At 70.0% G+C, this 24,851-nt stretch carries 25 protein-coding genes; 19 read left to right on the forward strand and 6 right to left on the reverse strand.

Annotated elements, in window-relative coordinates; translation table 11 throughout:
• The first annotated feature begins 24 nt into the window (after window positions 1–24).
• The 14 genes from ACQ143_RS06255 (at window position 25) to ACQ143_RS06320 (ending at window position 13,511) form a co-directional block, all read left to right on the forward strand.
• Window positions 25–915: an amidohydrolase family protein gene (locus ACQ143_RS06255; RefSeq protein WP_449569846.1), complete on the forward strand. Its 891-nt coding sequence runs from the start codon at window positions 25–27 to the stop codon at window positions 913–915.
• Window positions 915–2,102: an acyl-CoA dehydrogenase family protein gene (locus ACQ143_RS06260; protein ID WP_449569847.1), complete on the forward strand. Its 1,188-nt coding sequence runs from the start codon at window positions 915–917 to the stop codon at window positions 2,100–2,102. The genes ACQ143_RS06255 and ACQ143_RS06260 overlap by 1 nt, the downstream gene beginning before the upstream one ends.
• Before the next feature lie 15 nt (window positions 2,103–2,117).
• Window positions 2,118–2,570, forward strand: coding sequence for a MaoC family dehydratase (locus ACQ143_RS06265; RefSeq protein WP_449569848.1), 453 nt, complete (start codon window positions 2,118–2,120; stop codon window positions 2,568–2,570).
• Between the two features lie 70 nt (window positions 2,571–2,640).
• Window positions 2,641–3,642 carry an ABC transporter substrate-binding protein gene (locus ACQ143_RS06270; protein WP_449569849.1) on the forward strand — a complete coding sequence of 334 codons (1,002 nt, stop codon included), beginning with the start codon at window positions 2,641–2,643 and terminating at the stop codon, window positions 3,640–3,642.
• Between the two features lie 122 nt (window positions 3,643–3,764).
• Window positions 3,765–5,273, forward strand: a complete 1,509-nt coding sequence (menE, locus tag ACQ143_RS06275; RefSeq protein WP_449569850.1) for an o-succinylbenzoate--CoA ligase — start codon at window positions 3,765–3,767, stop codon at window positions 5,271–5,273.
• Window positions 5,270–6,103, forward strand: coding sequence for an ABC transporter permease (locus ACQ143_RS06280; protein WP_449569851.1), 834 nt, complete (start codon window positions 5,270–5,272; stop codon window positions 6,101–6,103). Before menE ends, ACQ143_RS06280 begins: the two co-directional genes overlap by 4 nt.
• Window positions 6,100–6,876, forward strand: coding sequence for an ABC transporter permease (locus tag ACQ143_RS06285; protein WP_447946157.1), 777 nt, complete (start codon window positions 6,100–6,102; stop codon window positions 6,874–6,876). Before ACQ143_RS06280 ends, ACQ143_RS06285 begins: the two co-directional genes overlap by 4 nt.
• Complete coding sequence (locus ACQ143_RS06290; protein WP_447946158.1) at window positions 6,866–7,723, forward strand: ABC transporter ATP-binding protein; 858 nt, start codon at window positions 6,866–6,868, stop codon at window positions 7,721–7,723. The genes ACQ143_RS06285 and ACQ143_RS06290 overlap by 11 nt, the downstream gene beginning before the upstream one ends.
• The gene (locus tag ACQ143_RS06295; protein WP_449569852.1) at window positions 7,720–8,934 is read left to right on the forward strand and encodes a multidrug effflux MFS transporter; all 1,215 of its coding nucleotides are present in this window, start codon (window positions 7,720–7,722) and stop codon (window positions 8,932–8,934) included. Before ACQ143_RS06290 ends, ACQ143_RS06295 begins: the two co-directional genes overlap by 4 nt.
• Before the next feature lie 139 nt (window positions 8,935–9,073).
• Window positions 9,074–9,427, forward strand: coding sequence for a VOC family protein (locus ACQ143_RS06300; RefSeq protein ID WP_447946160.1), 354 nt, complete (start codon window positions 9,074–9,076; stop codon window positions 9,425–9,427).
• 292 nt (window positions 9,428–9,719) lie between these two features.
• Window positions 9,720–10,526 (forward strand): methylenetetrahydrofolate reductase, encoded by an 807-nt coding sequence (locus ACQ143_RS06305; protein WP_449570140.1) that lies wholly within the window; start codon window positions 9,720–9,722, stop codon window positions 10,524–10,526.
• 11 nt (window positions 10,527–10,537) lie between these two features.
• Window positions 10,538–11,413 (forward strand): formyltetrahydrofolate deformylase, encoded by an 876-nt coding sequence (gene purU, locus ACQ143_RS06310; protein ID WP_449569853.1) that lies wholly within the window; start codon window positions 10,538–10,540, stop codon window positions 11,411–11,413.
• Window positions 11,414–11,444: 31 nt separating this feature from the next.
• Window positions 11,445–12,851, forward strand: coding sequence for a vanillate/3-O-methylgallate O-demethylase (gene ligM, locus ACQ143_RS06315; RefSeq protein WP_449569854.1), 1,407 nt, complete (start codon window positions 11,445–11,447; stop codon window positions 12,849–12,851).
• A gap of 78 nt (window positions 12,852–12,929) precedes the next feature.
• Window positions 12,930–13,511: a PadR family transcriptional regulator gene (locus ACQ143_RS06320; protein ID WP_449569855.1), complete on the forward strand. Its 582-nt coding sequence runs from the start codon at window positions 12,930–12,932 to the stop codon at window positions 13,509–13,511.
• Between the two features lie 110 nt (window positions 13,512–13,621).
• On the opposite strand, the gene ACQ143_RS06325 is transcribed toward ACQ143_RS06320, so the two are convergent.
• Window positions 13,622–15,121, reverse strand: coding sequence for an aldehyde dehydrogenase family protein (locus ACQ143_RS06325; protein ID WP_449569856.1), 1,500 nt, complete (start codon window positions 15,119–15,121; stop codon window positions 13,622–13,624).
• 158 nt (window positions 15,122–15,279) lie between these two features.
• Here ACQ143_RS06325 and ACQ143_RS06330 point away from each other — a divergent pair, with 158 nt between their 5' ends.
• Window positions 15,280–15,945 carry a GntR family transcriptional regulator gene (locus ACQ143_RS06330; protein WP_449569857.1) on the forward strand — a complete coding sequence of 222 codons (666 nt, stop codon included), beginning with the start codon at window positions 15,280–15,282 and terminating at the stop codon, window positions 15,943–15,945.
• A 216-nt stretch (window positions 15,946–16,161) separates the two neighbouring features.
• Here the strand turns inward: ACQ143_RS06330 and ACQ143_RS06335 are convergent, their stop codons facing one another.
• Genes ACQ143_RS06335 through ACQ143_RS06355 form a run of 5 tightly spaced genes read right to left on the reverse strand, consistent with a single transcriptional unit; the run spans window position 16,162 to window position 20,893 of the window.
• Window positions 16,162–17,430, reverse strand: coding sequence for an ABC transporter substrate-binding protein (locus ACQ143_RS06335; protein ID WP_449569858.1), 1,269 nt, complete (start codon window positions 17,428–17,430; stop codon window positions 16,162–16,164).
• A gap of 2 nt (window positions 17,431–17,432) precedes the next feature.
• The gene (locus ACQ143_RS06340) at window positions 17,433–18,518 is read right to left on the reverse strand and encodes a branched-chain amino acid ABC transporter permease (RefSeq protein WP_449569859.1); all 1,086 of its coding nucleotides are present in this window, start codon (window positions 18,516–18,518) and stop codon (window positions 17,433–17,435) included.
• 8 nt (window positions 18,519–18,526) lie between these two features.
• Window positions 18,527–19,408 (reverse strand): branched-chain amino acid ABC transporter permease, encoded by an 882-nt coding sequence (locus ACQ143_RS06345; RefSeq protein ID WP_449569860.1) that lies wholly within the window; start codon window positions 19,406–19,408, stop codon window positions 18,527–18,529.
• 5 nt (window positions 19,409–19,413) lie between these two features.
• Entirely contained in the window at window positions 19,414–20,124 is a 711-nt protein-coding gene (locus ACQ143_RS06350) for an ABC transporter ATP-binding protein (RefSeq protein WP_449569861.1), read from the reverse strand.
• On the reverse strand, window positions 20,111–20,893 hold the full coding sequence (locus ACQ143_RS06355) for an ABC transporter ATP-binding protein (protein ID WP_449569862.1): 783 nt from the start codon (window positions 20,891–20,893) through the stop codon (window positions 20,111–20,113). Before ACQ143_RS06355 ends, ACQ143_RS06350 begins: the two co-directional genes overlap by 14 nt.
• Before the next feature lie 258 nt (window positions 20,894–21,151).
• On the opposite strand from ACQ143_RS06355, the gene ACQ143_RS06360 reads away from it, so the two are divergent.
• The 4 genes from ACQ143_RS06360 to ACQ143_RS06375 are packed head-to-tail and all read left to right on the forward strand — an operon-like array spanning window position 21,152 to window position 24,835.
• A complete protein-coding gene (locus ACQ143_RS06360; RefSeq protein ID WP_449569863.1) occupies window positions 21,152–22,525 on the forward strand; it encodes an aminomethyl transferase family protein in 1,374 nt (457 codons plus the stop codon).
• 41 nt (window positions 22,526–22,566) lie between these two features.
• Entirely contained in the window at window positions 22,567–23,412 is an 846-nt protein-coding gene (locus ACQ143_RS06365; RefSeq protein ID WP_449569864.1) for an IclR family transcriptional regulator, read from the forward strand.
• A 35-nt stretch (window positions 23,413–23,447) separates the two neighbouring features.
• On the forward strand, window positions 23,448–24,236 hold the full coding sequence (locus ACQ143_RS06370; RefSeq protein ID WP_449569865.1) for a DUF1932 domain-containing protein: 789 nt from the start codon (window positions 23,448–23,450) through the stop codon (window positions 24,234–24,236).
• A complete protein-coding gene (locus ACQ143_RS06375) occupies window positions 24,233–24,835 on the forward strand; it encodes a class I SAM-dependent methyltransferase (RefSeq protein ID WP_449569866.1) in 603 nt (200 codons plus the stop codon). Before ACQ143_RS06370 ends, ACQ143_RS06375 begins: the two co-directional genes overlap by 4 nt.
• Window positions 24,836–24,851: the final 16 nt, after the last annotated feature.

Consider the following 24,851-nt stretch of genomic DNA (forward strand, 5'->3'; position numbering starts at 1 on the left):
CCGGAGACCCGAGCACCCGAAGCCATGACCCGCTACGAACCCGCGATCGACCTCGACGCCCTCACCGCGATCGACGTGCACGTGCACATCGAGGTCGACGCGCACGGCCGCTCGTCGCTGCCGGCGGATCTGTCCGAGGCCGCGTCGAAGTACTTCTCGGCGGAGGGCCCCCGGCCCGACCTCGACAGCGTCGCCGCGTACTACCGCGAGCGGAAGATGGCCGCCGTCGTGTTCACGGTCGACGCGCAGACGCAACTGGACCACCCGCCGCTGTCGAACGAGGAGATCGCCGAGGGCGCGGCCCGCAACAACGACGTGCTGATCCCGTTCGGCTCGGTCGACCCGCGCCGCACCGACGCCGTCGACCGCGCCCGGCGCCTCATCGAGGACCACGGCGTGCGGGGGTTCAAGTTCCACCCCACCGTGCAGGGCTTCGACCCGAGCGACGAGCAGCACTACGGGCTGTACGCCGCGCTGCAGGATGCCGGGGTGACCGCCCTGTTCCACACCGGACAGACCGGGATCGGCGCCGGCATGCCTGGCGGGCGGGGCTTCCGTCTGGCGCTGTCGAACCCCATGCTGCTGGACAGGGTCGCCGCCGACTTCCCCGACCTGCAGATCATCATGGCCCACCCGTCCGTGCCGTGGCAGGACGAAGCCCTGTCGGTCGCGACACACAAGCACAACACCTGGATCGACCTGTCGGGCTGGAGCCCGAAATACTTCCCGGAGTCGCTGGTGCGCGCCGCCAACTCCTACCTCAAGGGCCGCGTGCTGTTCGGCTCGGACTTCCCGCTGCTCACACCCGACCGCTGGCAGCGCGACGCGGCGGCGGCCGAACTGTTCAAGCCGGAAATCCTCCCCGGCATCCTCAAGGACAACGCCGCCCGGCTCCTCCGCCTCGGAGGCACGTGATGACCCTCGCCCGCGACGACGCGATCGGCCTCGACCCGTACGGGTACGCGCAGACCCACCTCAGCGACGGTGCGCGCCGTGTGCTGGCCGGCCTCGCCGCCACCCTCGAACGCGAGATCACGCCACTGATGCGCGACGCGTGGGAGACGGCGACCATGCCCGGCGCCGTGCTCGAAGCCCTCGTGCCGCTGGATCTCATGGCGCCCGAGGGCATGACCGCCGAAGAGGCCGACTCGTCCATGTTCAGCGGGTTCCGCAACTATGTGCTCGCCCGCGCCGACGTGTCGGTCGCGACGCTCTACAACGCACAGTCCGGCCTGTTCCGCGCCGCGGTGCGGCTGGGCGGGTCCGCAGCGCAGGTCGCCGAACTCGACCCGCTCGTGCGCACGTTCGCGCTGACCGGGGTGTTCGCCCTCACCGAGCCCGACCACGGCTCCGACATCGCGGGCGGCCTGGCCACGACCGCCCGCCGCGACGGGGACGACTGGGTGCTGTCGGGCCGCAAACGCTGGATCGGCGGCGCCGACACCGCCGACGTGCTCGCCGTCTTCGCCCGCGACACCGCCGACGGCGAGATCAAGCTCTTCCTCGTCGACCGCGTCGCCGTCGGCATCCACCTGGAGACCATCACCGGCAAGGTGTCGCTGCGCCCCATGCAGAACGCCGTCATCACGCTCGAGGATGTCCGCGTGCCCGAGGCCCGGCGTCTGCAGAACGTGGACTCGTGGCGGGACGTGTCGCGGATCCTGCGCACGATGCGCTCGGATGTCGCGTGGATCGCGGCCGGCCTGCAGGCCGGCGCCCTCGAGGCCGCCGTGCGGTACGTCCGCACGCGCGAGCAGTTCGGGCGCCCTGTCGGGGGCTTCCAGCTCGTGCAGGAGAAGCTGGCCCGCATGCTCGGCAACGCCGTCGCGGCGCTGGGCATGGCGGTGCAGCTGTCGCAGCGACAGGATGCCGGGGACTACAGCGACACGAACTCCGCACTGGCGAAGATGACCACCGCGCGCCTGGCCCGCGAGACCGTGGCGCTGGGCCGCGAGGTGCTCGGTGGCAACGGCATCCTCCTCGAGCATGACGTCGCACGGTTCTTCGCCGACGCCGAAGCCGTCTACTCCTACGAAGGCACCCACGAGATCAACTCCCTCATCGTCGGACGCGCCCTGACCGGCGTGGCCGCATTCGTCTGACACGAAAGGCCCCACATGCCCACCACCGCCGCCTACGCCGACGCCGCCACCCTCGCCGGCACCGACCTCGGGTTCAGCGACTGGACCGAGGTGACGCAGGACCGCGTGAACCTGTTCGCCGACGCCACCGACGACCACCAGTGGATCCACGTCGACCCCGAGCGCGCCAAGGACGGTCCGTTCGGCGGCCCGATCGCCCACGGATTCCTGTCGCTGTCGCTGACGGTCAAGTTCTGGTCGGAGCTGTTCGACCTCGAGGGCGTGACCACCAAGGTCAACTACGGGCTCGACAAGGTCCGCTTCGTGTCGCCGGTCAAGGTCGGCGACCGCGTGCGTGGCGGGGCCGTCATCACCGAGGTGACCGAGGTGCCCGGCGGCTACCAGTTCACCGTCGACCAGACCATCGAGATCGACGGCGGCACCAAGCCCGCCGTCGTCGCCCGAGGCCTGTATCGCTTCTACGCCTGAGCCGGAACCCAGGCGCCCCACAACTGAACATCGCACAGCAACCACCCGCAGTTACAAAGGAGTCACTGAAATGTCACGACGTACCCGCTTCACCGGTCTGGCGGCCCTGGCCACCGCCGGAGTCCTCCTGCTCTCGGCGTGCACATCCGGCTCGCCCAGCGGCGACCCGGACCCCACCGGCGACACCGACCCCGGCACGACCGACGAGCTCACCTCGATCAACGTCGGCCTGCTGGCCATCGCGCCGTCCGCGGCGGTGACCTACGGCATCAACGAGGGCATCTTCGAGAAGCACGGCCTCGATGTCGAGGTGGTCATCCAGGAAGGCGGTGCCGCCATGCTGCCGGCCGTCTCGACCGGTCAGCTCGACTTCGGCGTCGGCAACCCGCTCTCGGTGCTGGTCGCCTCCAGCCAGGGCGTCGACGTCCGCGTCGCGACCGGCTACTCGTTCTCGCTCGCCGAGGGCGACGACATCAACGCCGTCGTCACCCGCGCCGGTGACGGCATCGACAGCTGGGCCGACCTCGAGGGCAAGCGCGTGTCGGTCAACGCCGTCAACACGCAGGGCGACCTCACCATCAAGGAGTCCGTCGCCAAGGACGGCGGCGACCCCGACGCGGTGAACTTCATCGAGATCGGCTTCGCCGACGCGCTCGCGCAGCTGGACAGCAACAACGTCGACGCCGTGTGGATCCCCGAGCCGTTCATGTCAGCAGCCATCGCCGACCCGGAGAAGTACTCGGTGCTCGGCTACCCGAACCAGAACACCATCCCGGGCCTGCCCACGATGGTCACGTTCACCTCGGGCGCTGTCGCCGAAGACGCGGACACCCTCGAGAAGTGGCGTGCCGCCCTGGGCGAGACCCTCGATGCCGCCAACGACGACCGCGAAGGCCTGGCCGCCGCGATCGCCGAGCTCACCCCACTCCCCGAGGCCGCCGCCCTCGACCTGCGCCTGGAGCGCCTGTCGGCCGACCTCGACCCGCAGGTGCTGATCGACCTGAGCGACCTCGCCCTGAAGTACGACTTCATGGACAGTGAGCCCGACCTCGACACGGTGATCATCCCGTAATCCGCTCGGACGGGGGCGGGCGCCGCCCGGCGGCACCCGCCCCTGTCCTGCAATCCCGCTACAGCAACGAGGCACACCGAATGGAAAACCAAGGCCTGGGGACCTGGATAGAACGACGCCGCGTGAAATCGCACGGCGACACCGCGATCATCTCCGCCGAGCGGACCCTGCGCTACGAAGAGCTGGCCGACCGCATCGCCCGCCTGACGAACGTCCTCGCCGACCGTGGCGTGGTCGCCGGCGACCGCGTCGTCTACCTCGGCAACAACCACCCCGACTTCCTCACCACCTTCTTCGCGTGCGGCGCGATCGGCGCGATCTTCGTGCCCTTGAACACCCGGCTCGCTCCCCGCGAGCTCGAGTACATGATCGAGGACTCCGGGGCGCGCTTCCTCATCACCCACCAGTCGCTGCGCGAACTGGCCCGCGCGGCCGCGTGGTCGAGCGCGATCACCGGACGCCTCGTGGTGGACGGTCCGGCCGAGCCGCCCGCCGTCGAGTCCTTCGACGAGGCGCTGGCCGCGGCATCCACCGATCTGCGCGTCGCGCCGGTGACCTTCGACGACCCGGCCATGATCCTGTACACCTCCGGCACGACCGGTCGCCCGAAGGGCGCGGTGCTCACCCACGGCAACCTGACCTGGAACTCGATCAACGCACTGGTCGACTACGACGTCACCAGCGACGACGTGTCGCTGCTGATCGCGCCGATGTTCCACGTCGCGTCGCTGAGCATGGGCGCCCTGCCCACGCTGCTGAAGGGCGGCACGATCGTGCTGCACGACAAGTTCGATCCAGGGGCCGTGCTCGAGGCGATCCAGACTCACGGGGTCACCAGCCTGTCGGGTGTGCCCACCACCTTCCAGATGCTCGCCGAGCACCCGGCATGGGAGAGCACCGACCTGTCGTCGGTGCGCAAACTCACCTGCGGCGGGTCGAGCGTGCCGCTGCGGGTCATCGAGGCCTACGAAGCGCGGGGATTGAGCTTCTCCTCCGGCTACGGCATGACCGAGACCTCCCCCGGTGCGACCTCGCTGCCCTACCGCAAGGCGCGCGCGCACGTCGGCTCGTCGGGCCTGGCGCACTTCTTCACCGACGTGCGCATCGTCGGCCCCGACCTGCAGCCGCTGCCGGCCGGGCAGACCGGTGAGATCGAGATCAGCGGCCCGAACGTGATGCGGCAATACTGGAACCGACCGGATGCCACCCGTGAGGCCTACGACGGCGAGTGGTTCCGGTCCGGCGACATCGGACACCTCGACGAGGAGGGGTATCTCATCGTGAGCGACCGCCTCAAGGACATGATCATCTCCGGCGGGGAGAACATCTATCCCGCCGAGATCGAGCAGCTCATGATGGAGCTGCCCGAGATCGAAGCGGTGGCCGTCATCGGCGTGCCGGACCAGCGGTGGGGCGAGGTGCCCGTCGCCGTGGCCGTCGCCCGCCGCGAGATCGCCGCCGACGCCGTGCTGGCCCACCTGAACGGACGGGTCGCCAAGTACAAGGTGCCCCGCGCCGTCGCGTTCGTGTCCGGTCTGCCCCGCACCGCCAGCGGCAAGGTGCGCAAGGCCGACCTGCGGGCGCGGTTCACGACGCTCGAGGCGGTCACCGGACAGGAGGGGGGCTCATGACCGACACGATCACGCGCACGGTCGCCGTCGCGAACGCCCGGCGCCGGCGCCGCCGGTTCCGGCCACGACGGATGCTGCTAGGTGCGGCGGGGGTGCTCACGTTCCTCGGTGTCTGGGAGATCGCCTCCCGCACCGGGCTGGTCGACCCGACCTATCTGCCCCCGGCATCCACCGTTCTGGTCACCCTCGCGCAGAATGCGACGCTCACCGGCTTCTGGGAGGCGGTCGGACAGACCGTCACCAGCTGGGCGCTCGGCATCGGACTGGCGCTCGTACTGGCGCTGCCGCTGGGAGTGCTCATCGGGCTGTCGTCGTTCCTGCAGAAGGCGACGCGCACGACCGTCGAGTTCCTGCGGCCGATCCCCTCGGTCGGTCTCATCCCGCTGGCGGTGCTGCTGTTCGCCGTCCCGCTGCAGCAGAGCCTGCTGATCATCACCTACGGCGCGTTCTGGCAGATCTTCATCCAGGTGCTCTACGGCGTCGCCGACGTCGACACTGTCGCCATGAACACCGCCCGCAGCTTCGGCTTCACCTGGTGGCAGCGCGTGCGCGACGTCGTGTTCCCCACGATGCTGCCGTACCTGCTCACGGGGCTGCGCCTGGCGGCGGCCGTCGCGCTGATACTGGCGGTGACCGCAGAGCTGGTCATCGGCACGCCGGGGCTCGGCAACCAGATCGCCCTGTCGCGCAACGTCGGACTGTACGAGTCGACGTACGCCCTGGTCCTGGCCACCGGCCTGCTGGGCCTGGTCATCAACGTGGGCGTGCGACTGCTGGAGCGCCGGCTGCTGAGCTGGCACCAGTCGGTGCGCGGGGAGGCGGTCGTATGAAGAAGTTCCTCATCGCCGCGGCCTACGCGGTCGGGCTCCCGATCATCCTCATCGCCCTCTGGTGGCTGCTGAGCCTGAATGCGACGAGCATCTTCGTGCCCAAGCCCGCGGAACTGGTCGCCGAGTTCTTCGAGACCTGGGTCGGCGAGCGCTTCTTCAGCGATGTGCTGCCCTCGCTCGGCCGGTTCGCCGTCGGCACCGGGGTCGCCATCGTCCTCGGCGCCGTGCTGGGCCTGCTGATCGGCCTGAACCGCGACCTGCGTGCCTTCACCGAGCCGATCTTCGAGTTCTTCCGCGCGATCCCGCCGCCGGTGCTCATCCCGATCTTCGGACTCCTGATCGGCGTCGACGACACGATGAAGATCGTCGTCATCGCCGCCGGCGCGATCTGGCCGGTGCTGCTGAACACGATCGAAGGCGTGCGCGCCACCGACTCGGTGCAGACCGAGACGAGCCGGTCCTACGGCATCCACGGGTTCTCCCGGGTGCGCTACCAGGTGCTGCCGTCGGCGGCCCCGCAGATCCTCGCCGGGGTGCGCCAGGCGCTGCCCATCGGCATCATCCTCATGGTGATCAGCGAGATGTTCTTCTCCTCCTCGGGGCTGGGCTTCTCGATCATCCAATTCCAGCGGCGCTTCGCGATCCCCGAGATGTGGTCGGGGATCCTGATGCTGGGACTGATCGGCATCGCCGTCTCGGTGCTGTTCAAGTACGTCGAGCGCCGCATCCTCCGCTGGTACTACGGACTGAAGGACATCGAGAATGCCTCTTGAGAACACCCCGCCGCTCGTCGGCCGCGGCCGCACCCTCGCCGCCGAGGACACGCTGCTGTCGGTGCGCGGGCTGCAGAAGATCTACCACACCGACGGCGGCGACATCGAAGCCGTCCGCGACCTGACCTTCGACCTCGGCAAGAACGAGCTCACGTGCCTGGTCGGTCCGTCCGGGTCGGGCAAGACCACCCTGCTCAAGTGCATCGCGGGGCTGCTCGAACCCACCAGCGGCGAGGTCGTGCTCGACGGCAAGCCCGTGACGGGGCCGCCGAAGAAGATGGCCGTCGTCTTCCAGGAGTACGGCCGGTCGCTGTTCCCGTGGCTGCGTGTGGCCGACAACGTGGAGCTGCCGCTGCGCAACGCGGGCGTGCCGAAGGCCCGCCGCAAGGAGCTCGTCGAAGAGGCGCTCGTCAACGTGGGCCTGGACCACGTGCCGCAGTCGTACCCCTGGCAGCTGTCGGGCGGCATGCAGCAGCGGGTGGCGATCGCCCGCGCCATCGCCTACCAGCCCGAGGTGCTGCTGATGGACGAGCCGTTCGCGGCCGTCGACGCGCAGACCCGCGCCGACCTCGAGGACCTGGTGCGCAGCGTGCGCAAGTCGCTGGGCCTGTCGGTGCTGTTCGTCACCCACGACATCGACGAGTCGGTGTACCTCGGCGAGCGGGTCATCATCCTGTCGAGCTCGCCGACGGTGGTGCAGGAGGACCTCGAGATCGATCTGCCGGCCGAGCGGGACCAGCTCGAGACGCGGTCGCTGCCGCGGTTCACCGAGCTGCGCCACCACGTGTACGAGCAGATCCAGCTCGCGAAGAAAGGGTTCCGGCCCGACGCCGTGACCGCCTCGTGACCGACGCCGCCGCGTCCGGCCGCCGCGACCCGCTGGGCGGCGGCCGGATCTACGCGCTCGGGTTCGTGTCGATGACGGCGTCACTGTCGACCGACATGTACCTGCCGGCCTTCCCGTCGATGGCCGACGACCTGGGGGCGGCGGCCTCGGCGGTGCAGCTGACGCTCACCGCGTTCCTCATCGGCTCGGCGTTCGGGCAGCTGATCATCGGGTCGATCTCCGACGCGCTGGGGCGACGCCGCACGCTGATCGCCGCGCTCGCCCTGTTCTCGGCGTGCGCGCTGGGGGCCGCCTTCAGCCCGACGCTGTCGGCGCTCATCGCCATCCGGGCGGTGCAGGGCTTCGCCGGGGCGGCCGGCGCGGTGCTGTCCCGGGCCGTCATCGCCGACCTCGTGTCGCATGAGCGCGCGGTCCGTGCCTTCAGCACCCTGTTCGTGATGATCGCCCTGGGACCGGCGGTGGCCAGCCCCCTGGGTGCGCTGTTGGCCCAATGGGGCGGTTGGCGGGCGACGTTGGGCGGACTGGCGGTGATCGGCGCGGCGATGCTGGCGGTCGCGATCCTCGCCGTCCCGGAGAGCCTGCCGCGCGAGCAGCGGCATCCCTTCACCCTGGCGGCGCTCTCCGGCAACATCGGTCGGCTGCTGCGCCGCCCCGTGTACCTGGGGTACGTGCTCGCGTACGGTGCGGGGTACGCCGCCCTGATGACCTACATCAGTTCGTCGTCGTTCATCGTGCAGGATGCGCTGGGCCACACCGCCCTCACCTACGGCCTGACCTTCTCGGCGACGTCGGTGGCGGTGATGACCGGCGCTTGGCTCAACGGTCGCATCGCGGCGCGGTGGGGAGCACCGCCCACGCTGCGCAGCGCGCAGCTGCTCGTGGTGTCCGCGGCGGCAGCCCTCGCGGTGCTGGCACTGTCGGATGTCCTCGTCCTGTGGTCGTATCTGCTGCTGGCCTGCCTGTTCGCGGCCGGCTGCGGGGCGGTGATGTCGAGCGCGTCGGCCCTCGCGGTCGGCCACGCCGCCGGGACGGCGGGCGCGGGATCGGCCCTGCTGGGCTTCGCGCAGTTCGTCTTCGGCGCGGGCGCGTCACCGCTCGGCGGCCTGGCGGGAACGGCCACCGCGGTGCCCGCGACCGTCGTGATGACAGCGTTCGCCGCGATCGGCATCGGCGCGGCCCTGTTCGCCGCGGCGCGCGAGCGCACACCCTGACCAGGTCGCGGCCTTTGACCCGGTCTTGTCGCCGGACGCCGGGACCGTCTGCGCACTACCGTGATCAGCGAGCGCACCGCCGCGCATCCGCCGGGATGCGCGGGCTCGCCGTGCGCACCCGCTGCGTGAGGAGACGCTGATGACCAGCCACCAAGTGAAGATGATCGTGCTGTCGACCGAAGACCTCGACGAGTCGATCCGGTTCTACACCGAGACCCTCGGCTTCCCGCTGAAGTTCCGCGACGGCAACCACTTCGCCGCGCTCGACGGCGGCACGGTGACCATCGCCCTGGCCACCGCGATCGACCACCCGATCCCGGGCCAGGTCGTGGTGGGCATCAAGACCGACGATGTGGATGCCGCGGTCCAGGCCGTCGACGACAACGGCGGCGGACTGGCGCGCGGCCCCTACAACGACGCGCACGAACGCCGCGCCGTCGCGTACGACAGCCAGGGCAACGGCCTGGTCTTCTACTCGCCGCTCCCGCGCTGACCCGCGCCGCCGCGCGGGCCCGCGCCCCCGGCATCCGCCGATCGGCGAGAGAACAATGGGACGCCGAGAGAACGGGTATCACCCGCACCCTCGTCCGTCCGTTGTTCCCTCGCGGGGATGGTGCGCTCGGGGGGCCGGGAAGAATTTCCCTCTTGCGATTACCTATCTCCATAGGTAACGTGATGAGGGAGGGCGCGACGAAGCGCTCCGGAAGGGACTCGCTGTGGCATCCATCTCCCCCGCCCCCGATCGGGCGGCCGCTCTCCGCCTCGTCGACGGCTTCTCTCTCGAGATGACCGGCAAGGATGTGCCGGGGCTCGAAGAGGCCGCACCGGTCATCCCGGCCGGCACGAAGATCAATGTCACCTTCCTCGGCAACGAGGACCTCGAGATGCGGGTGGCGGCGGCCAAGGCCGTCAAGGATCTCGGCTTCACGCCGGTGCCGCACATCTCCGCCCGGCGCCTCGGGTCGCAGACGCAGCTCGAGGAGTTCCTCGCCGCCCTGCAGGCGGTCGGCGCGACCGAGCACGTGTTCGCCGTCGGCGGCGACCCGGCCGAGCCCGAAGGGCCCTACCCCGACTCGCTGAGCGTGATCCGTTCCGGCATCCTGCAGCAGTACGGCGTGAAGGAGGTGTCGATCGCCGGTTACCCCGAGGGCCACCCCGACATCGCCGACGACGTGCTCTGGCGCCACCTCGAGGACAAGTCCGCCGCACTGGCCGAGCAGGGCCTGGATGCCGTCATCCTCACCCAGTTCGCCTTCGACACCGACCCGGTGCTCGCCTGGATCACCGCCGTGCGCGACCGCGGCATCCACACCCCGATCCGCATCGGCACGCCCGGTCCGGCCGGCATCAAGCGCCTCATCAACTTCGCCCGCCGGTTCGGCGTGGGCGCCAACGCGATGATTGTGAAGAAGTACGGCTTCAGCCTGACCAACCTCATGGGCACCGCCGGCCCCGACCGCTTCGTGGGCGACCTGGCGCAGCTGCTGGCGCAAGAGCCCTCATCGGGCGAGGTGAGCCTGCACTTCTACACGTTCGGCGGCCTGCTGGCCACCTCCGAGTGGGCGCGCGACTACGTCGCCGCGAATTCGTGAGGGGCGAGGCGGTGACGGTGCACACCGAAGCGCTGCGCGACCATGCATGCCTCATCGTCCACGGCCCCGACCAGGCCGGTCTCGTCGCCGCGGTCACGGGCCTGGTGACCCGCAACAAGGGCAACATCGTCACGCTCGACCAGTACTCCGACAACCCCGAGGGCGGCGCGTTCTTCCAGCGCGTGGTCTTCCACCGCACGGGGCTCACCGCGGCGCTGCCCGAGATCGAGGCCGACCTCGACAAGACGCTCACGCCCTACGGCATGACGTGGCAGCTCACCGATCAGTCGGTGCCCAAGCGGATGGCCATCCTGGCATCCACCAGCGACCACTGTCTACTCGAGCTGCTGTGGCGGCACCGCCGCGGCGAACTCAACGTGTCGATCCCGATGGTGATCTCCAACCACACCAACACCGCGGAGGACGTGCGCTCCTTCGGCATCCCGTTCTTCCACGTGCACTCGCAGGGCCCGGACAAGTCGGAAGCCGAGGCGAAGATCCTCGAGCTGGTGAAGGGCAACGTCGATTTCCTGGTGCTGGCCCGCTACATGCAGATCATCAGCGAGGACTTCCTGGATGCCGTGGGCGTGCCCGTCATCAACATCCACCACTCCTTCCTCCCCGCCTTCATCGGCGCCGCGCCGTACCGCAAGGCGCGCGAGCGCGGGGTGAAGCTCATCGGCGCGACGAGCCACTACGTGACCAAGGACCTCGACGAGGGCCCGATCATCGAGCAGGACGTCGCCCGCGTCGACCACTCCATGACCGCGGCCGACCTGCAGGCCCGCGGCGCCTACGTCGAACGCGCCGTGCTGTCGCGGGCCGTGCAATGGCACGCCGAAGACCGTGTCATCCGGCACGGCAACCACACCATCGTCTTCAGCTGAAACCACCACAACGAACAGAGAGGTTCCACCCATGGCTGACAACCTGCAGCAGCTGCTCGACCAGACCAACCCGGTCGAGATGCTCCGCAATTCGCAGATCGGCTCGTACATCTACCCGGTCGTGCCCGCCGACTTCCAGAACTGGATCAAGGAGCAGAAGGCCTGGCGCGACACGGCCGTGCTCTACGACCAGTCGCACCACATGGACAACGTGTTTCTGAACGGCTCGGACGCCATCAAGCTGATCAGCGACACCGCCATCAACTCGGTCGCCAACTTCCCCGTCGACAAGGCCAAGCAGTACGTGCCGACCACGGCGGCCGGGCACGTCATCGGCGACGGCATCCTGTTCCGCCAGGGTGAGGACGAGTACGTGTACGTCGGCCGTGCCCCGGCATCCAACTGGCTGCTGTACCACGCCGAGACCGGCGGCTATGCGAACCTCGACATCTCCGTCGACCGCCGTTCCCCCTCGCGTCCGTACGGCCACGCCGTCTCACGCCAGTACTACCGCTTCCAGATCCAGGGGCCGCGGGCGTGGGACGTCATCGAGAAGCTCAACGGCGGGCCGCTCGAGAAGATCGGGTTCTTCAACATGGCGACCATGAAGATCGCCGGCAAGGACGTCCGCACTCTGCGCCACGGCATGGCCGGAGCCCCGGGACTGGAGATCTGGGGACCGTACGCCGACCACGACGAGATCCGCGACGCGATCGTCGAGGCGGGGGCCGAGTTCGGTCTCGTGCCCGTCGGCTCGCGCGCCTACCCGTCGAACACGCTCGAGTCGGGGTGGATCCCCTCGCCGCTGCCGGCCATCTACAGCGGTGAGGCCGAGCGCGGCTACCGCGAGTGGCTCGGCGTGGACAGCTACGAGGCCACCGGCACGCTGGCCGGCTCGTTCGTCTCGGACAACATCGAGGACTACTACCTCACCCCGTGGGAGCTCGGCTACGGCAACTTCATCAAGTTCGACCACGACTTCATCGGTCGCGACGCGCTCGAGAAGATCGACCCGGCCACGCAGCGCAAGAAGGTCACCCTCGCGTGGGATGCCGAAGACCTCGGCAAGGTGCTCTCCTCGCCGCTGAACGTGGACGGCCCGAACTACAAGTTCTTCGACCTGCCGCTGGCCAACTACGGCTCCGCGAACTACGACTCGGTCGTGGATGCCGACGGCAACGTCGTGGGCTTCTCGATGTTCACCGGGTACAGCGCGAACGAGCGCCGCGGCCTGTCGCTGGCCACGGTCGACCCTGACGTGCCGGAGGGCACCGAGCTGAAGGTCGTCTGGGGTGAGCCGGACGGCGGCACCTCGAAGGCGTCGGTCGAGCCGCACGAGCAGACCGAGGTCCGCGTCGTGGTCTCGCCGGTCCCGTACTCGACGGTGGCCCGCCAGACCTACCACGGCGGCTGGCGGACCGGCTACAAGAAGGACTGATCCTTCGCCGCGTCGAGGGGTCCGGGTCAGCCCGGGCCCCTCGAACTCGCTACGCTCGTCTGGCGGAAGGAGCCCCCCATGAGTCTGCGCTACGCGCTGCTGGCGATCCTGCGTGTCGGCCCCCTGTCGGGGTACGACCTGCAGAAGCAGTTCGCCCAGTCGGTCGGGCACGTCTGGCACGCTCCGGACTCGCAGATCTACCCGGAGCTGCGCAAGATGGCGTCGCTCGGGCTCATCGAGGGTGAGGAGCAGGCTCGCGGCGAGCGCGGCACCCGGCGCGTGTACCACGTGACCCCGGCCGGCAACGCGGCGTTCGAGGAATGGATGGCCTCGCCGCTGGACTATCAGCGCGTGCGGGATCCCGCCCATCTGCGCGCCGCCTATCTGGAGACCACGACACCCGAAGCCGCACGTGACTTCCTGCAGCGGCACATCGCCGTGTGGGAGGACGAGCTCGCGCAGTTCCAGGGGCAGCTCGACGCCATCGACCAGATGAGCAGCGCGATGCTGTCCCGCCGCCTCTCGGTGACGCCGCCCGCCGAGCACGAGCGCACGATCGCCTACAAGCGGTTCACCTACGAGGGGCTCGCCGCACGCGCCCGCGTCGAGATCGAGTGGGCCCAGCGCGGGCTCGAGCTCGTGGACCGCATCGAGGGCTGAGCCCGGCCCGCTTCGCCGAGCCGCCTACCTTCGTACGAGCCGCCCAGGTTCGTACGGTCCACAGGTGGGCGTCTCGTACAGAGCTGGACGGCTCGCGGGGAGTGAGTGGCTCAGTGGGCCATGCCGGCGAGGGCCTCGGGGTCGATGGTCGCGATCGAGCGGGTGTCCTGGAAGGCCCGGATCCCTGCGAGGCCCTGTTCGCGGCCGAAGCCCGAGGACTTCATGCCGCCGAACGGCGCGCGCAGGTCGAGGCGCGTGGCGCCGTGGTCGTTGACCCACACGTAGCCGCACACCAGTTGCGAGCCCACGCGCTGAGCCGCCTCGGGCGACGCGGTCCACACCGAGCCGCACAGCCCGCCCCAGGTGTCGTTGGCCATCTGGACGGCCTCCTCCTCGGTGTCGAACGCGATCACGGGGATGACGGGGCCGAACTGCTCCTGCGTCACGACGCGCAGCTGCGGGTCGGGGTCGACCACGAGCGCGGGCCGCACGAAGTTGCCGCCGGCCAGGTCACCGCCGGGCAGCTCTCCGAACTCGCGCACGTCGGCACCGGCATCCTTGGCCTCTTGGATGATCTCATCGACGAACGCCTTCTGCGCGGCCTGGTGGAGCGGACCCATCGTCGTGCCCTCGTCGAGGCCGTAGCCCAGCGTGACCTTCTGCAGCCGCGCTTCGAGCCCGGCGACCAGCTCGGCCTGCCGCGACCGGTGGACATAGACGCGCTTGGCGTTCATGCAGATCTGCCCGGTCGTGTCGTAGATCGCCGCGAACAGCCGGTCGAGGTGCTCGTCGTCCAGGATCGCGTCCTCGAGGAACACGGCGGCGTCGTTGCCACCGAGCTCCAGCGTGACCCGGGTGAGCGAGTTCGCCGCCATCGCCATGATGCGCTTGCCGCCGTTGACACTGCCGGTGAAGCACACCTTGGCCACATCGGGGCTCTCGATGAGCGCGGCCATGTCCTCGTCGCGACCGGTGACGATGTTCAGCACGCCCGCCGGCAGCTTCTCGGCCACCCGCTGCACGAGCCGCGTGATCGCCAGCGGCGTCGTGGGCGGCGGCTTCACGATGACGGTGTTGCCGGCCAGCAGCGCGTGCGGCAGCGAGGCGCCGAGGATCGCGATCGGCCAGTTGAACGGCACGATGATCGTCACCACGCCCAGAGGCTGGTAGCCGACGTCGGTCGATACCGGGATGGCGCCGGGCACCACCGGCAGCGTCGTGACCGCGTCGACCTCATCGGCGTGCATGAGTGCGAGGTTCCACCGGATCTCGAACACGAGTGCGTCGATCCACGCCTCCATGCGGATCTTGCCGTTCTCCTGCGACAGGATCGCGGCGTCGGTGTCGCGGTCGTCGGTGATGCCGGCGATGGCCTGAGTCATCTGGTGCGCGCGTTCCTGCGGGCTCAGCGCCGCCCACCCCGGATACGCGTCGCGCGCTGCCGCGATCGCGTCGGCGACGTCGGCGGGCGAGGCCGCGGCCGCATGACCCACGATCACTCCGGGCTTGCCGGGGTCGGCGACCGCGAGCGTCTCCGCGGTGGGGCGCTCCTGCCCGCCGATGAACAGGCCGGTCCTCACGGCGGCCGTCGTGCTGGTCGTATCGGTCATGGTGCACCTCACAGACGGGTCGGGTTGCTGTTCTCAGCGTGCCCCATCCGGGCCCAGCCTACAAGGGAGTCGCGCCAAAATCATCACAGATCTCGTCGACAATCCACCGGAGCGCCTATCCTGGGCACGAACCCCCCGCTCTTCCCGAGGAGATGCGCATGTCGGATGCCACGCAGACAGTCAGCCGGACCGGTGCGGAGGACGGCTTCGCCGACCTCGCCCAGCGCCTGCGCGACGCGATCATGCGCGGCGAGTTCGCCCCGCACCAGCGTCTCATCGAAGCCGACCTCAGCGACCGCTTCGGCGCGAGCCGAGCGACGGTGCGCACGGCGCTGCTGCACCTGGCCACCGAAGGCATCGTCGAGCGACTGCCCAACCGCGGCGCACGCGTGCGGTCGATCACGATCGACGAGGCCGTCGAGATCGTCGAGGTGCGGATCGGGCTCGAGTCGCTGTGCGCGCGCAAGGCCGCCGAGAACCTCACCGACGACGACGCCGCCGGGCTGCGCGCCCTCCGCGACGATCTCGAGCAGGCCGTCGCCGGCGGCGACCTCATGGCCTACGCGAGCCTGAACCAGGAGCTGGACCGGCGCATCCGCGAGCTGAGCCGGCACACCACGGCCGTGCAGCTGCTCGAGCGCCTGCGCGCGCAGTCGGCGCGCCACCAGTTCCGGCTGAGCTTCGTTGCCGGCCGGGCGGCCGTGTCGCTGGGCGAGCACATCGCGATCATCGACGCCGTCCTGGCCCGCGACCCCGAAGCGGCGGCCGCCGCGACCACGACGCACCTGCGCGGCATCATCGACGTGCTGCGCACCCTCGACTGAACACCCCGCGCGAACCCAGGATGCCGCCCCGCGGCCGATCGCCCGCAACGTCGCCCCGCGGCATCCACGGTTGACCCGCCGCGACAGACGAGGATGCCGCATCCCGCAACGCCGCCCCGCGGCATCCACCCCACGCACCGCGCACCCATGCCGAAGGGGCGGCCCGATCGCGGACCGCCCCTCCGATCATCGGATCAGCCGAAGCCGATCACCGGATCAGCCGAAGCTCTCGGCCGACTCGTAGCCCTTGCCGTTGTACTTCTGCACGACCACCTGCGACACCGCCGGGGTTCCGTCGGTGGTAGTGTCGATGGCCGCGCCCGGCAGCATGAACGGAGCGTCGAAGTCGGAGATGCTGCGCAGCGCCTCCATGAAGCTCTCGCGCGTGGGCTCCTCCATCTTCGTGAACGCCTCCTCGAGCACCGACGCACCGATCCAGCTCCACACGCAGTGCGGGAAGCCGGGGATGCCGTCCTGGTTGGTGTACTCGCCGAGGGCCTCGAGGAACGCCTTGCCCTCCTCGCTCTCCTGGAAGGCGGGGCTGGCCGCCGACTCGGAGAAGGCCACCGTGTAGATGCCGGGGAAGGCGTCGCCGCCACCGGGCTCGAGGATCGCGACCGGGCTCGACGTGTTTGACGGCAGGAACCAGCTGGGCAGCCAGCTCAGCTGCTGCGCCTTCTGCAGCGCCGAGATCACCAGCGGCGTGATCGACATGGCGTTGAAGAACACGTCGGCGTCGGTGCCGGCCAGTTCGGTCAGCTGCGCGTCGACGCTCGTGTCGGTCGCCTCGTAGGTGAGCTCTCCGACGACCTCGATGTTGTCGGCGCCGGCGATGGCCTCCTTGAAGCCCTCGACGTAGCCGTCGCCGTAGTCGTCGTTCTGCGACAGGATCGCGACCTTGTGCGGCTCGCCCGACTCGACCAGCAGCTCGCCGAAGGCGGCGCCCTCCTGCATGTAGGTGGGCACCAGGCCCAGTTGCCAGGGGCTCTGCTCGACGTCGCTGAACAGCGGGTCGCCGGTCATGACCAGCACCTGCGGCACCTCTTCGTCGATGGCCGCTTCGCGCCAGGCGCGGTTGGTGGGCGTGCCCAGGCCGATGCCGGCGGCGAACACGTCGTCGGCGACCATCTGCTGGAAGTTCGACAGCGCCTTCTGCGGGTCGTAGGTGTCGTCGTAGGTGGTGATCTCGATCGTGCGGGTCTTGCCGTCGCCGAACTCGATGCCGCCTTCGGCGTTCTTCACGCCGAAGTACGCCAGCGCACCGTCGGCCGTACAGTTGCCCGGGCCGGCGGTGGCGCCGGTCAGCGGACTCGTGATGCCGAAGCTGAGCTCGGTGTCGGTGATGCCGGGACTGGCGGTGACGCCGTCACCGTCCCCGTTGCCGTTGTCGCCGTCGTCGCCGCCACGCGCGCAGCCGGAGACGACGAGGGCGACCGCGGATGCCATGGCGACGATGCCGACGGCTCCCTTGACGCTTCTGTGCATTCTCATGCCTGACCTTGCCTCTCTGTTTCGGGTCCCTCCGTCGTGGGTGCCGCGTCGCGGGGCGGCGGAGTGGTCTGGATGCCGGTGCCGGCGGTGTCGGTGGTGCCACCGACGCCGGCGGTGCCGGTCGTGCTGCGCCGGCGCGCGAGGCGCCGGACGACGCGGGGCAGCGACACGAGGCCGCCGGGCAGCAGGAACAGCACGGCGACGAGGATGATGCCCTGGCTGATCGCGGTGATCGTCGGGTCGATCTCATTGGTGATCTGCGGCACCAGCACGTAGTAGGCACCACCGAGGAGGGAGCCGACGATGCTCGCCGCGCCGCCGACGACCATGGCGGCCAGCAGGCTGATCGAGTGGTGGAAAGCCAGCGTCTCCGGCGAGGTGTACTGCACGGCGACCATGTAGAGGAACCCGCTCACGCCCCCGAAGGTGGCCGCGATGGTGAACGCCATGACCTTGTAGCGGTACGGGGAGATGCCCATCGACCGCGCCACCGCCTCGTTGTCGCGCACGATGGCCATGGCCCGGCCGTATCGGCCGCGCACGAGGTTGGCGGCCAGGACGAAGGCGATGACGGCGATGAACACGACCACGTAGTACTGCCACTGGTCGTTGTCAAGGCCCGTCCACTCCGGCGCCGAGGAGAAGCGCGCCGAGGTGCCCTGGGAGCCGCCGGTGAGGTCGGAGAGCCGCTTGGCCAGGGGCACGCCGATGATCGGCAGCGCGATGGTCACCATCGCGATCGCGAGCCCGCCGAGCCGGGCGGCGGCGAGGGCCACGACCAGTCCGAGGATGCCGGGGATGATGCACGCGGCGACGAACACCACCACGATGTTCCAGTCGTTGACCACGCCGTACGCGGTGACATAGGCGCCCGCGCCCAGGAAGAAGATCTGCCCCAGCATGACCTGACCGGTGTAGCCCATGATGATGTTCAGGCCCAGCACCGCGACCGCGTAGACGCCGATGCGGGTCAGGGTCTGGTTGGCGAGCACGGGCAGCACGAGCGGCAGGATCGCGAGGATCACGACCACGCCGACACCCACACCCAGGCGCACCCAGGCGTTGTCCCAGAGTCTGCTCATCCGGTTCATCAGACGCGCACCACGACCTTCCGCCCGAACAGCCCCTGGGGCCGCAGCAACAGCACGACGAACAGGATCACGAAGGGCACGGCGATCTTGAGATCGTGCCCGATGATCGGCACATACACGGCGGCGAGGTTCTCGAGCACGCCGATGCCCCACGCCGCCACGACGGCGCCCATGGGGCTGTTCATCCCGCCGATGATGACGGCGGCCAGCGCGTAGACCAGGGCGGTGTCCATCATCCCGGGGGTGAGGGTCAGCTGCGGGGCGACCAGCGCGCCGGCGACGGCGCCGAGCGCGGCGGCCAGTCCCCACCCGATCATGAGGAGGCGTCCGACCGGCAGGCCCGACAGCGACGCCGACTGCGGATTGACCGACACGGCCCGCAGCGCCAGGCCGAGCTTGGTGCCCAGGAACAGCACCTGCAGCAGGACCATGATCGCGATGATCACGAGCGTCGTGCCCAGCGACCGGATGCTGATCACCGCACCGAACACCTCGACGGTGGACAGCGGGAACAGCGACGGGAACTGCCGGTTGTTGTAGCCCCACAGCCAGCCGCAGATGCCGGTGACCAGGGTCAGCAGACCGATGGTGACCACCACGGCCGTGTCGGGGTCGCCGCCCTCGAAGCGCCGGATGAGCAGCCGCTCCACGACGGCGCCGATGACGAACGAGACGACCACCGAGCCCAGGATCGCGAGGATCGTGGGCAGCCCCCAGCCGATCAGCACATACGCGATGTAGCCCGACAGCACCGCCATCGCGCCCTGCGCGAAGTTGATGAGGCCCGTCGACTGGTTCACCAGCACGATCGCCAGGGCCAGCGCCGCGTAGATCGAGCCCAGCGAGAGCCCGTCCACGACCAACTGGATGAAGGTGTCCATCTGCGTCACCCTCCCAGGTAGGCTCGGCGGATCTCGTCCATGCCCCGCAGTTCGGCCGACGAACCGGTGAGCACATTGCGTCCGGCCTCGAGCACCGTGGCGGAGTCGACGACCGAGAAGGCCAGGTTGGCGTTCTGCTCGACCACGAGCATCGCGATGCCCGAGTCCTGGCGCAGCCGGCGGATCGCCTCGTAGACGTTCTTGGCGGTGCTGGGCGCCAGTCCCAGCGAGGCCTCGTCCAGCAGCAGCAGGGTGGGCTTGGCCATGAAGGCCCGGGCCACGGCGAGCATCTGCTGCTCACCGCCGGACAGCGCCGACGCGCTCGAGGAGATCCGGTCCTTCAGCTGCGGGAACAGCTCGAGGCAGTAGTCGATGTCGGCGGCGACGCCCCGGCGGTCCTTGCGCAGATACGCGCCGACCCGCAGATTGTCGCGCACGGTCAGCTGGCCGAGCGTGCCGCGCCCCTCGGGCACGTGGGCGATCCCCAGCCCGGCCACCTGCTCGGGCCGCATGCCGCGGATGTCGCGGCCGGCGAACGTGATGCGGCCGCCCGCGCGGACGGCGCCGCTGATCGCACGCAGGGTCGTGGTCTTGCCCGCGCCGTTGGCGCCGAGGATGCCGACCGCGCCGCCTTCGGGCACGGTCAGCGACACGGCGTCGAGCACCTGCACCGGGCCGTACCACGCGGTCACGTCTTCCAGTTCAAGCAGCGTCATCGGCGGCATCCTTTCCGATGTACGCCTCGATGACGCGCGGGTCGGACTGGGCTTCGGCGGCGGTGCCCTCCATGAGCTTGCGGCCGTTGTCGAGCACGACGACGCGCTCGGTGAGCGCAGAGATCAGACCCATGTGGTGTTCGACCACCACGATCGTCACGTCGAAGTCGTCGCGGATGGCGCGGATCAGTTCGATCAGCCGGTCGACCTCCGCGTGCGGCAGGCCGGCGGCGGGTTCGTCGAGCATGAGCAGGCGGGGGCGCAGCAGCAGCGCACGCGACAGTTCGATGCCTTTGTGCAGACCGTGCGAGAGCTCGTCGGGGGTGCGGTCGGCCGCCCACCCCAGGTCGAGGCGATCCAGCAGCTCACGCGCCTCGGCCCGCAGGGCGCGCTCGTCCTTGCGGGTGAACGGCAGCCGCAGCGCCCATTCGACCGGGCCGCCGCGCAGCCGCGGATGCGCGCCGAGCATCACGTTCTCCAGCACCGTCTTGTCGAGCTGGAGTGCGGCGTGCTGGAAGGTGCGCGCCAGCCCCAGCCGCGACATACGCCAGGCGGGCTTGGCGGTCACCTCGACGTCGTCGATGCGGATGCTGCCGCCGGTGGGCCGGTAGTGCCCGCTGATGCAGTTGAACAGCGAGGTCTTGCCGGCGCCGTTGGGCCCGACCAGCCCGAAGATCTGACCGGGCTGCACGGTGAAGCCGACTTCCTGCAGCACCTTGATGCCACCGAAATTCAGACTCACATCGTGCACGGTCAGCTCAGCGGCCATCGCTCACCTTTCGCATCATCGCGTCGTGCAGGGGTTCGGGTAGTTCCTCGTGAATGGGAAGTTACGGAATCGCCGGAAAATTGTCAACGATTTTGGCGCGAGTCCGTCGTGCCGTGGCCGGATCGTGACCCGCCTCTCCTGCACCCTCTCGCGCGCACGCCGGCATCCCGCGGTCGGATTCTGTTCAACGGAACTTGCCGACAGCAACTGACGGGGCGGTCCTACTCTGGCCGCACCCGTTCCACAGGAAGGTCGATGATGACATCCGAGTCCCTCGCCCAAGCGATCGCCCGCGTCGGCAGCCCCGTCGAGCTGCTGCGCAACCAGAACTGGCCCGCGTTCACCTTCCCGGTCGCGCCCGAGTTCACCAACTGGCGCGATGAGCAGCGCGCCTGGAACACGACGGTCGCGCTCATGGACCAGTCGCACCACATGACCCAGCTGTTCCTGCACGGCGACGACCTGAACGAGCTGCTCGCCTCGATCTCGCCGAACACCTTCGCGACGTTCCGTCGCGGGGTCGCCAAGCAGCTCATCTCGGTCAACAAGGACGGCTACCTCATCGGCGACGGCATCCTGTTCTACAACGAGGAGGGACCGGAGGGCCGCGTGCTCATCGGTCACCACCTCCTCATCGACTGGGTGCGCTACAACGTGGAGAAGGCGCAGGCCGCCGGCAAGGACGTGCACCAGCGCCTGGAGGCCAACTCGCACATGCGGCAGGGGCCGCCGACGTTCTACCGGTACGAGCTGCAGGGCCCGCGGGCCGACGAGGTGATGACGAAGGTGTTCGGCGGACCGCCGCCGGAGATCAAGTTCTTCCACATCGGCGACGTGACCATCGCCGGCCGGCCGGTCAAGGCGCTGCGGCACGGCATGGCCGGCCAGCCCGGGTTCGAGTTCTACGGGCCCTGGGCCGACGCCGACACCGTGCTGGAGGCGCTCATGGATGCCGGTGCCGAGCACGGCATCCGTCGCGTCGGGGCGAAGGCGTACTCGTCGTCGCCGCTCGAGTCGGGCTGGGTGCCCACGCCGTTCCCCGCGATCTTCGACGACGACTTCGCCGAATACCGCGAATGGCTCCCGGCGGCGCGTGCGGGCTCGATCGGCGGCTCGCTGTATTCGACCGACATCCACGACTACTACATGACGCCCTACGACCTGGGGCTGGGACGCTCGGTGCGCTTCGATCACGACTTCCACGGACGCGAGGCGCTCGAGAAGATCGCCGCGGCGCCGCGGCGGCGCAAGGTGACCCTGATCTGGGATGCCGATGACGTGGCCGCCGTGGTCCGCTCGCAGCTCGAGCCGGGCACCCCCGCCAAGTACCTCGACTTCCCCAAGGGCCGGTACGGGCTGTTCCAGATGGACGAGGTGCGCGGCCCCGACGACGCGCTGGTGGGCATCTCCACCGACGCCGGCTACGTCGCCTTCGACCAGCTCTACATGTCGCTGGCGACCCTCGACGTCGAGATCGCCGAAGGCGCGCAGGTCGAGGTGGTGTGGGGCGAGGATCCGGTCTCGCGCAAGGACGGCGTCGACGCGGTGCACCGGCAGGTGCGCATCCGCGCGACGGTGGCGCCGGCGCCGTACCACGAGTTCGCCCGCACGGTGTATCGGGCGAACGACTGACGGGCGCGCGTTAGCATGACGGCATCATCGAGGAGGATGTCGTGGCGCGAGGATCCGGCGGCGAGACGGTTCTGCACAAGCATCTGCGCGTGCTCGACTGCTTCGACGCCTGGCATCCGTTCCTGACGCTCAGCGAGATCGCCGCCTCGGCCCGGCTGGCGCGCTCGACCGCGCACCGCCTGGTCGGCGAGCTCGAGCACGAGGGCCTGCTCGAACGCCTGCCCGACCGCACCTACCGGCTGGGTGTGCGGCTGTGGGAGTATGCCAGCCGCACCCCCGGGGCGGTCGGCCTGCGGGAGATCGCCCGGCCGTGGCTCAGCGCCGTGCACGAGCGGGTGCGCCAGCACGTGCAGCTGGGGGTGCTGAGCGGACGCGACGTGCTGTTCATCGAACGCATGTCGACGCCGGACGCGGTGGTCAATGCCACCCTCCTGGGCGGACGCATCCCGCTGCACGCCTCGTCGGGCGGCCTCGTGCTGCTGGCGCACGCCGACCCGGCGCTCATCACCGAAGCCACCGAGGGCGATCTGCGCACCTACACCGACCACACCATCCGCACGGGCACCGAGCTGGCCGCCGTGCTGCGCCGGGTGCGCGCCGAGGGATGGGCGGTGACCGAGGGACACATCCACCCCGAATCGCGCGGCATCGCGGTGCCTGTGCACGGCCCCGACGGGTCGGTGTACGCGGCCGCGGGGGTGGTGGTCCCAGCCGACGGCTCGTCGCCCGCCCCGTACATCGAGCTGCTGCATCGCGCGGCGCGCGGCATCACCCGCGACCTGGCCGAGGCGTACCGCGCCGACGTCGACGAGCGCCCGCACGGGATCCGCCAGCTCGTGCGCGGTTCGCGCCGCTCGCTCGCCTACCTCGAGAGCCTCGATCACTGACGGCCGGCCGGCACCGGCCGTTATCGTGAAACCACATGACGACGATCGCGATCCTCGGACTCGGCGAAGCCGGCCGCCGCTACGCGCAGGGTCTGGCCGCGGCCGGCGCCGGTGTGCGCGGCTACGACCCCGCGCAGCGACTGGACGACGCGGCCGTGCGACAGATGCCGACGCTCGCGGCGGCGGTCGAGGACGCCGACGTGGTCCTGAGCCTCGTGGCGGGGCACACCGCGGCACCCGTCGCCCACGACGCGCTGCCCCACCTGCCGCCCGCGAGCGTGTTCGCCGATCTGAACTCGGGGTCGCCCGCGGTCAAGGAGCAGATCGCCGCCGCCGCAGCCGACCACGGCGTGCACATGGCCGACGTGGCCGTGCTCGCCCCGGTCGTGCGGGCCGGTCACCGCACGCCGCTGCTGGCCAGCGGCGACGGGGCCGCGGCATTCGCGAACGCGCTGACACCATTCGGGGTCCCCGTCGAGGTGCTCAGCGCACCCGCCGGCGCCGCGGCACGATTGCGGCTGCTGCGGAGCGTGTTCATGAAAGGCCTGGCCGCCCTCACTCTCGAATCGCTCACGGCCGCCGAGGCCGCGGGCGCGGGCGACTGGCTGCGCGGCCAGATCGCCGCCGAGTTCGGGGGCGACGGCACGGAGCTCGTCGACCGGTTGGTGTCGGGCTCGCCCCGCCATGCCGCGCGCCGGTTGCATGAAGTGCGCGCCGCGGCGACGGAGCTCGACACCCTCGGCACCCCCGCCGACATCACCCGCGCGACGCTGACCTGGCTCGAACGCCTCGCCGCCGAGCCGGACGCGGAGCAGGGTCGATGACCGCGGCCGCCCGTCCGCCCCGCATCCACGACGATGCGCTCGACGACCTGGAGCGCACCTTCCTCTCCCGGGTGCGCGGACGCGTGCTCGAGATCGGGGCGGGCGAAGGCGAGAACTTCGGTGCGTTCCATCCCGATGTGGAATGGATCGGCCTGGAACCGGACGGCACGCGCCGGGCGGAACTGGCCACCCGCGCACGCGAGTGGGGCCATCCGGCATCCCCGCTCGATGCGGTCGCGGAGCGGATCCCGCTGCCCGACGACGCGGTCGACGCGGTCGTCGGCACCTATGTCATGTGCTCGGTGGACGACCTCGACGCCGCCCTGGCCGACGCCCGCCGGGTCCTCGTCCCCGGCGGGCGCATCGTGCTCATCGATCACGTCGCCGCGCCGGCGGGCACCGTGCACCGGGTGGTGCAGGAGCTGGCCACACCGCTGAGCCGGCGGTTGTGCGACGGCTGCCGATGGAACCGCGAGCCCGATGTCGCGTTGGCAGCGGCCGGCTTCACCGGCCACGACGTCCGCCGCGTGCGGGTGCGCGCGCTGCCGATGCCGGCGACGCCGGTGCTCCTGTTCGACGGGCGCGCCCCCGGGGGCTGACGCCCGAGGGCGACGG

The organism is Microbacterium pollutisoli (genome assembly GCF_053586795.1).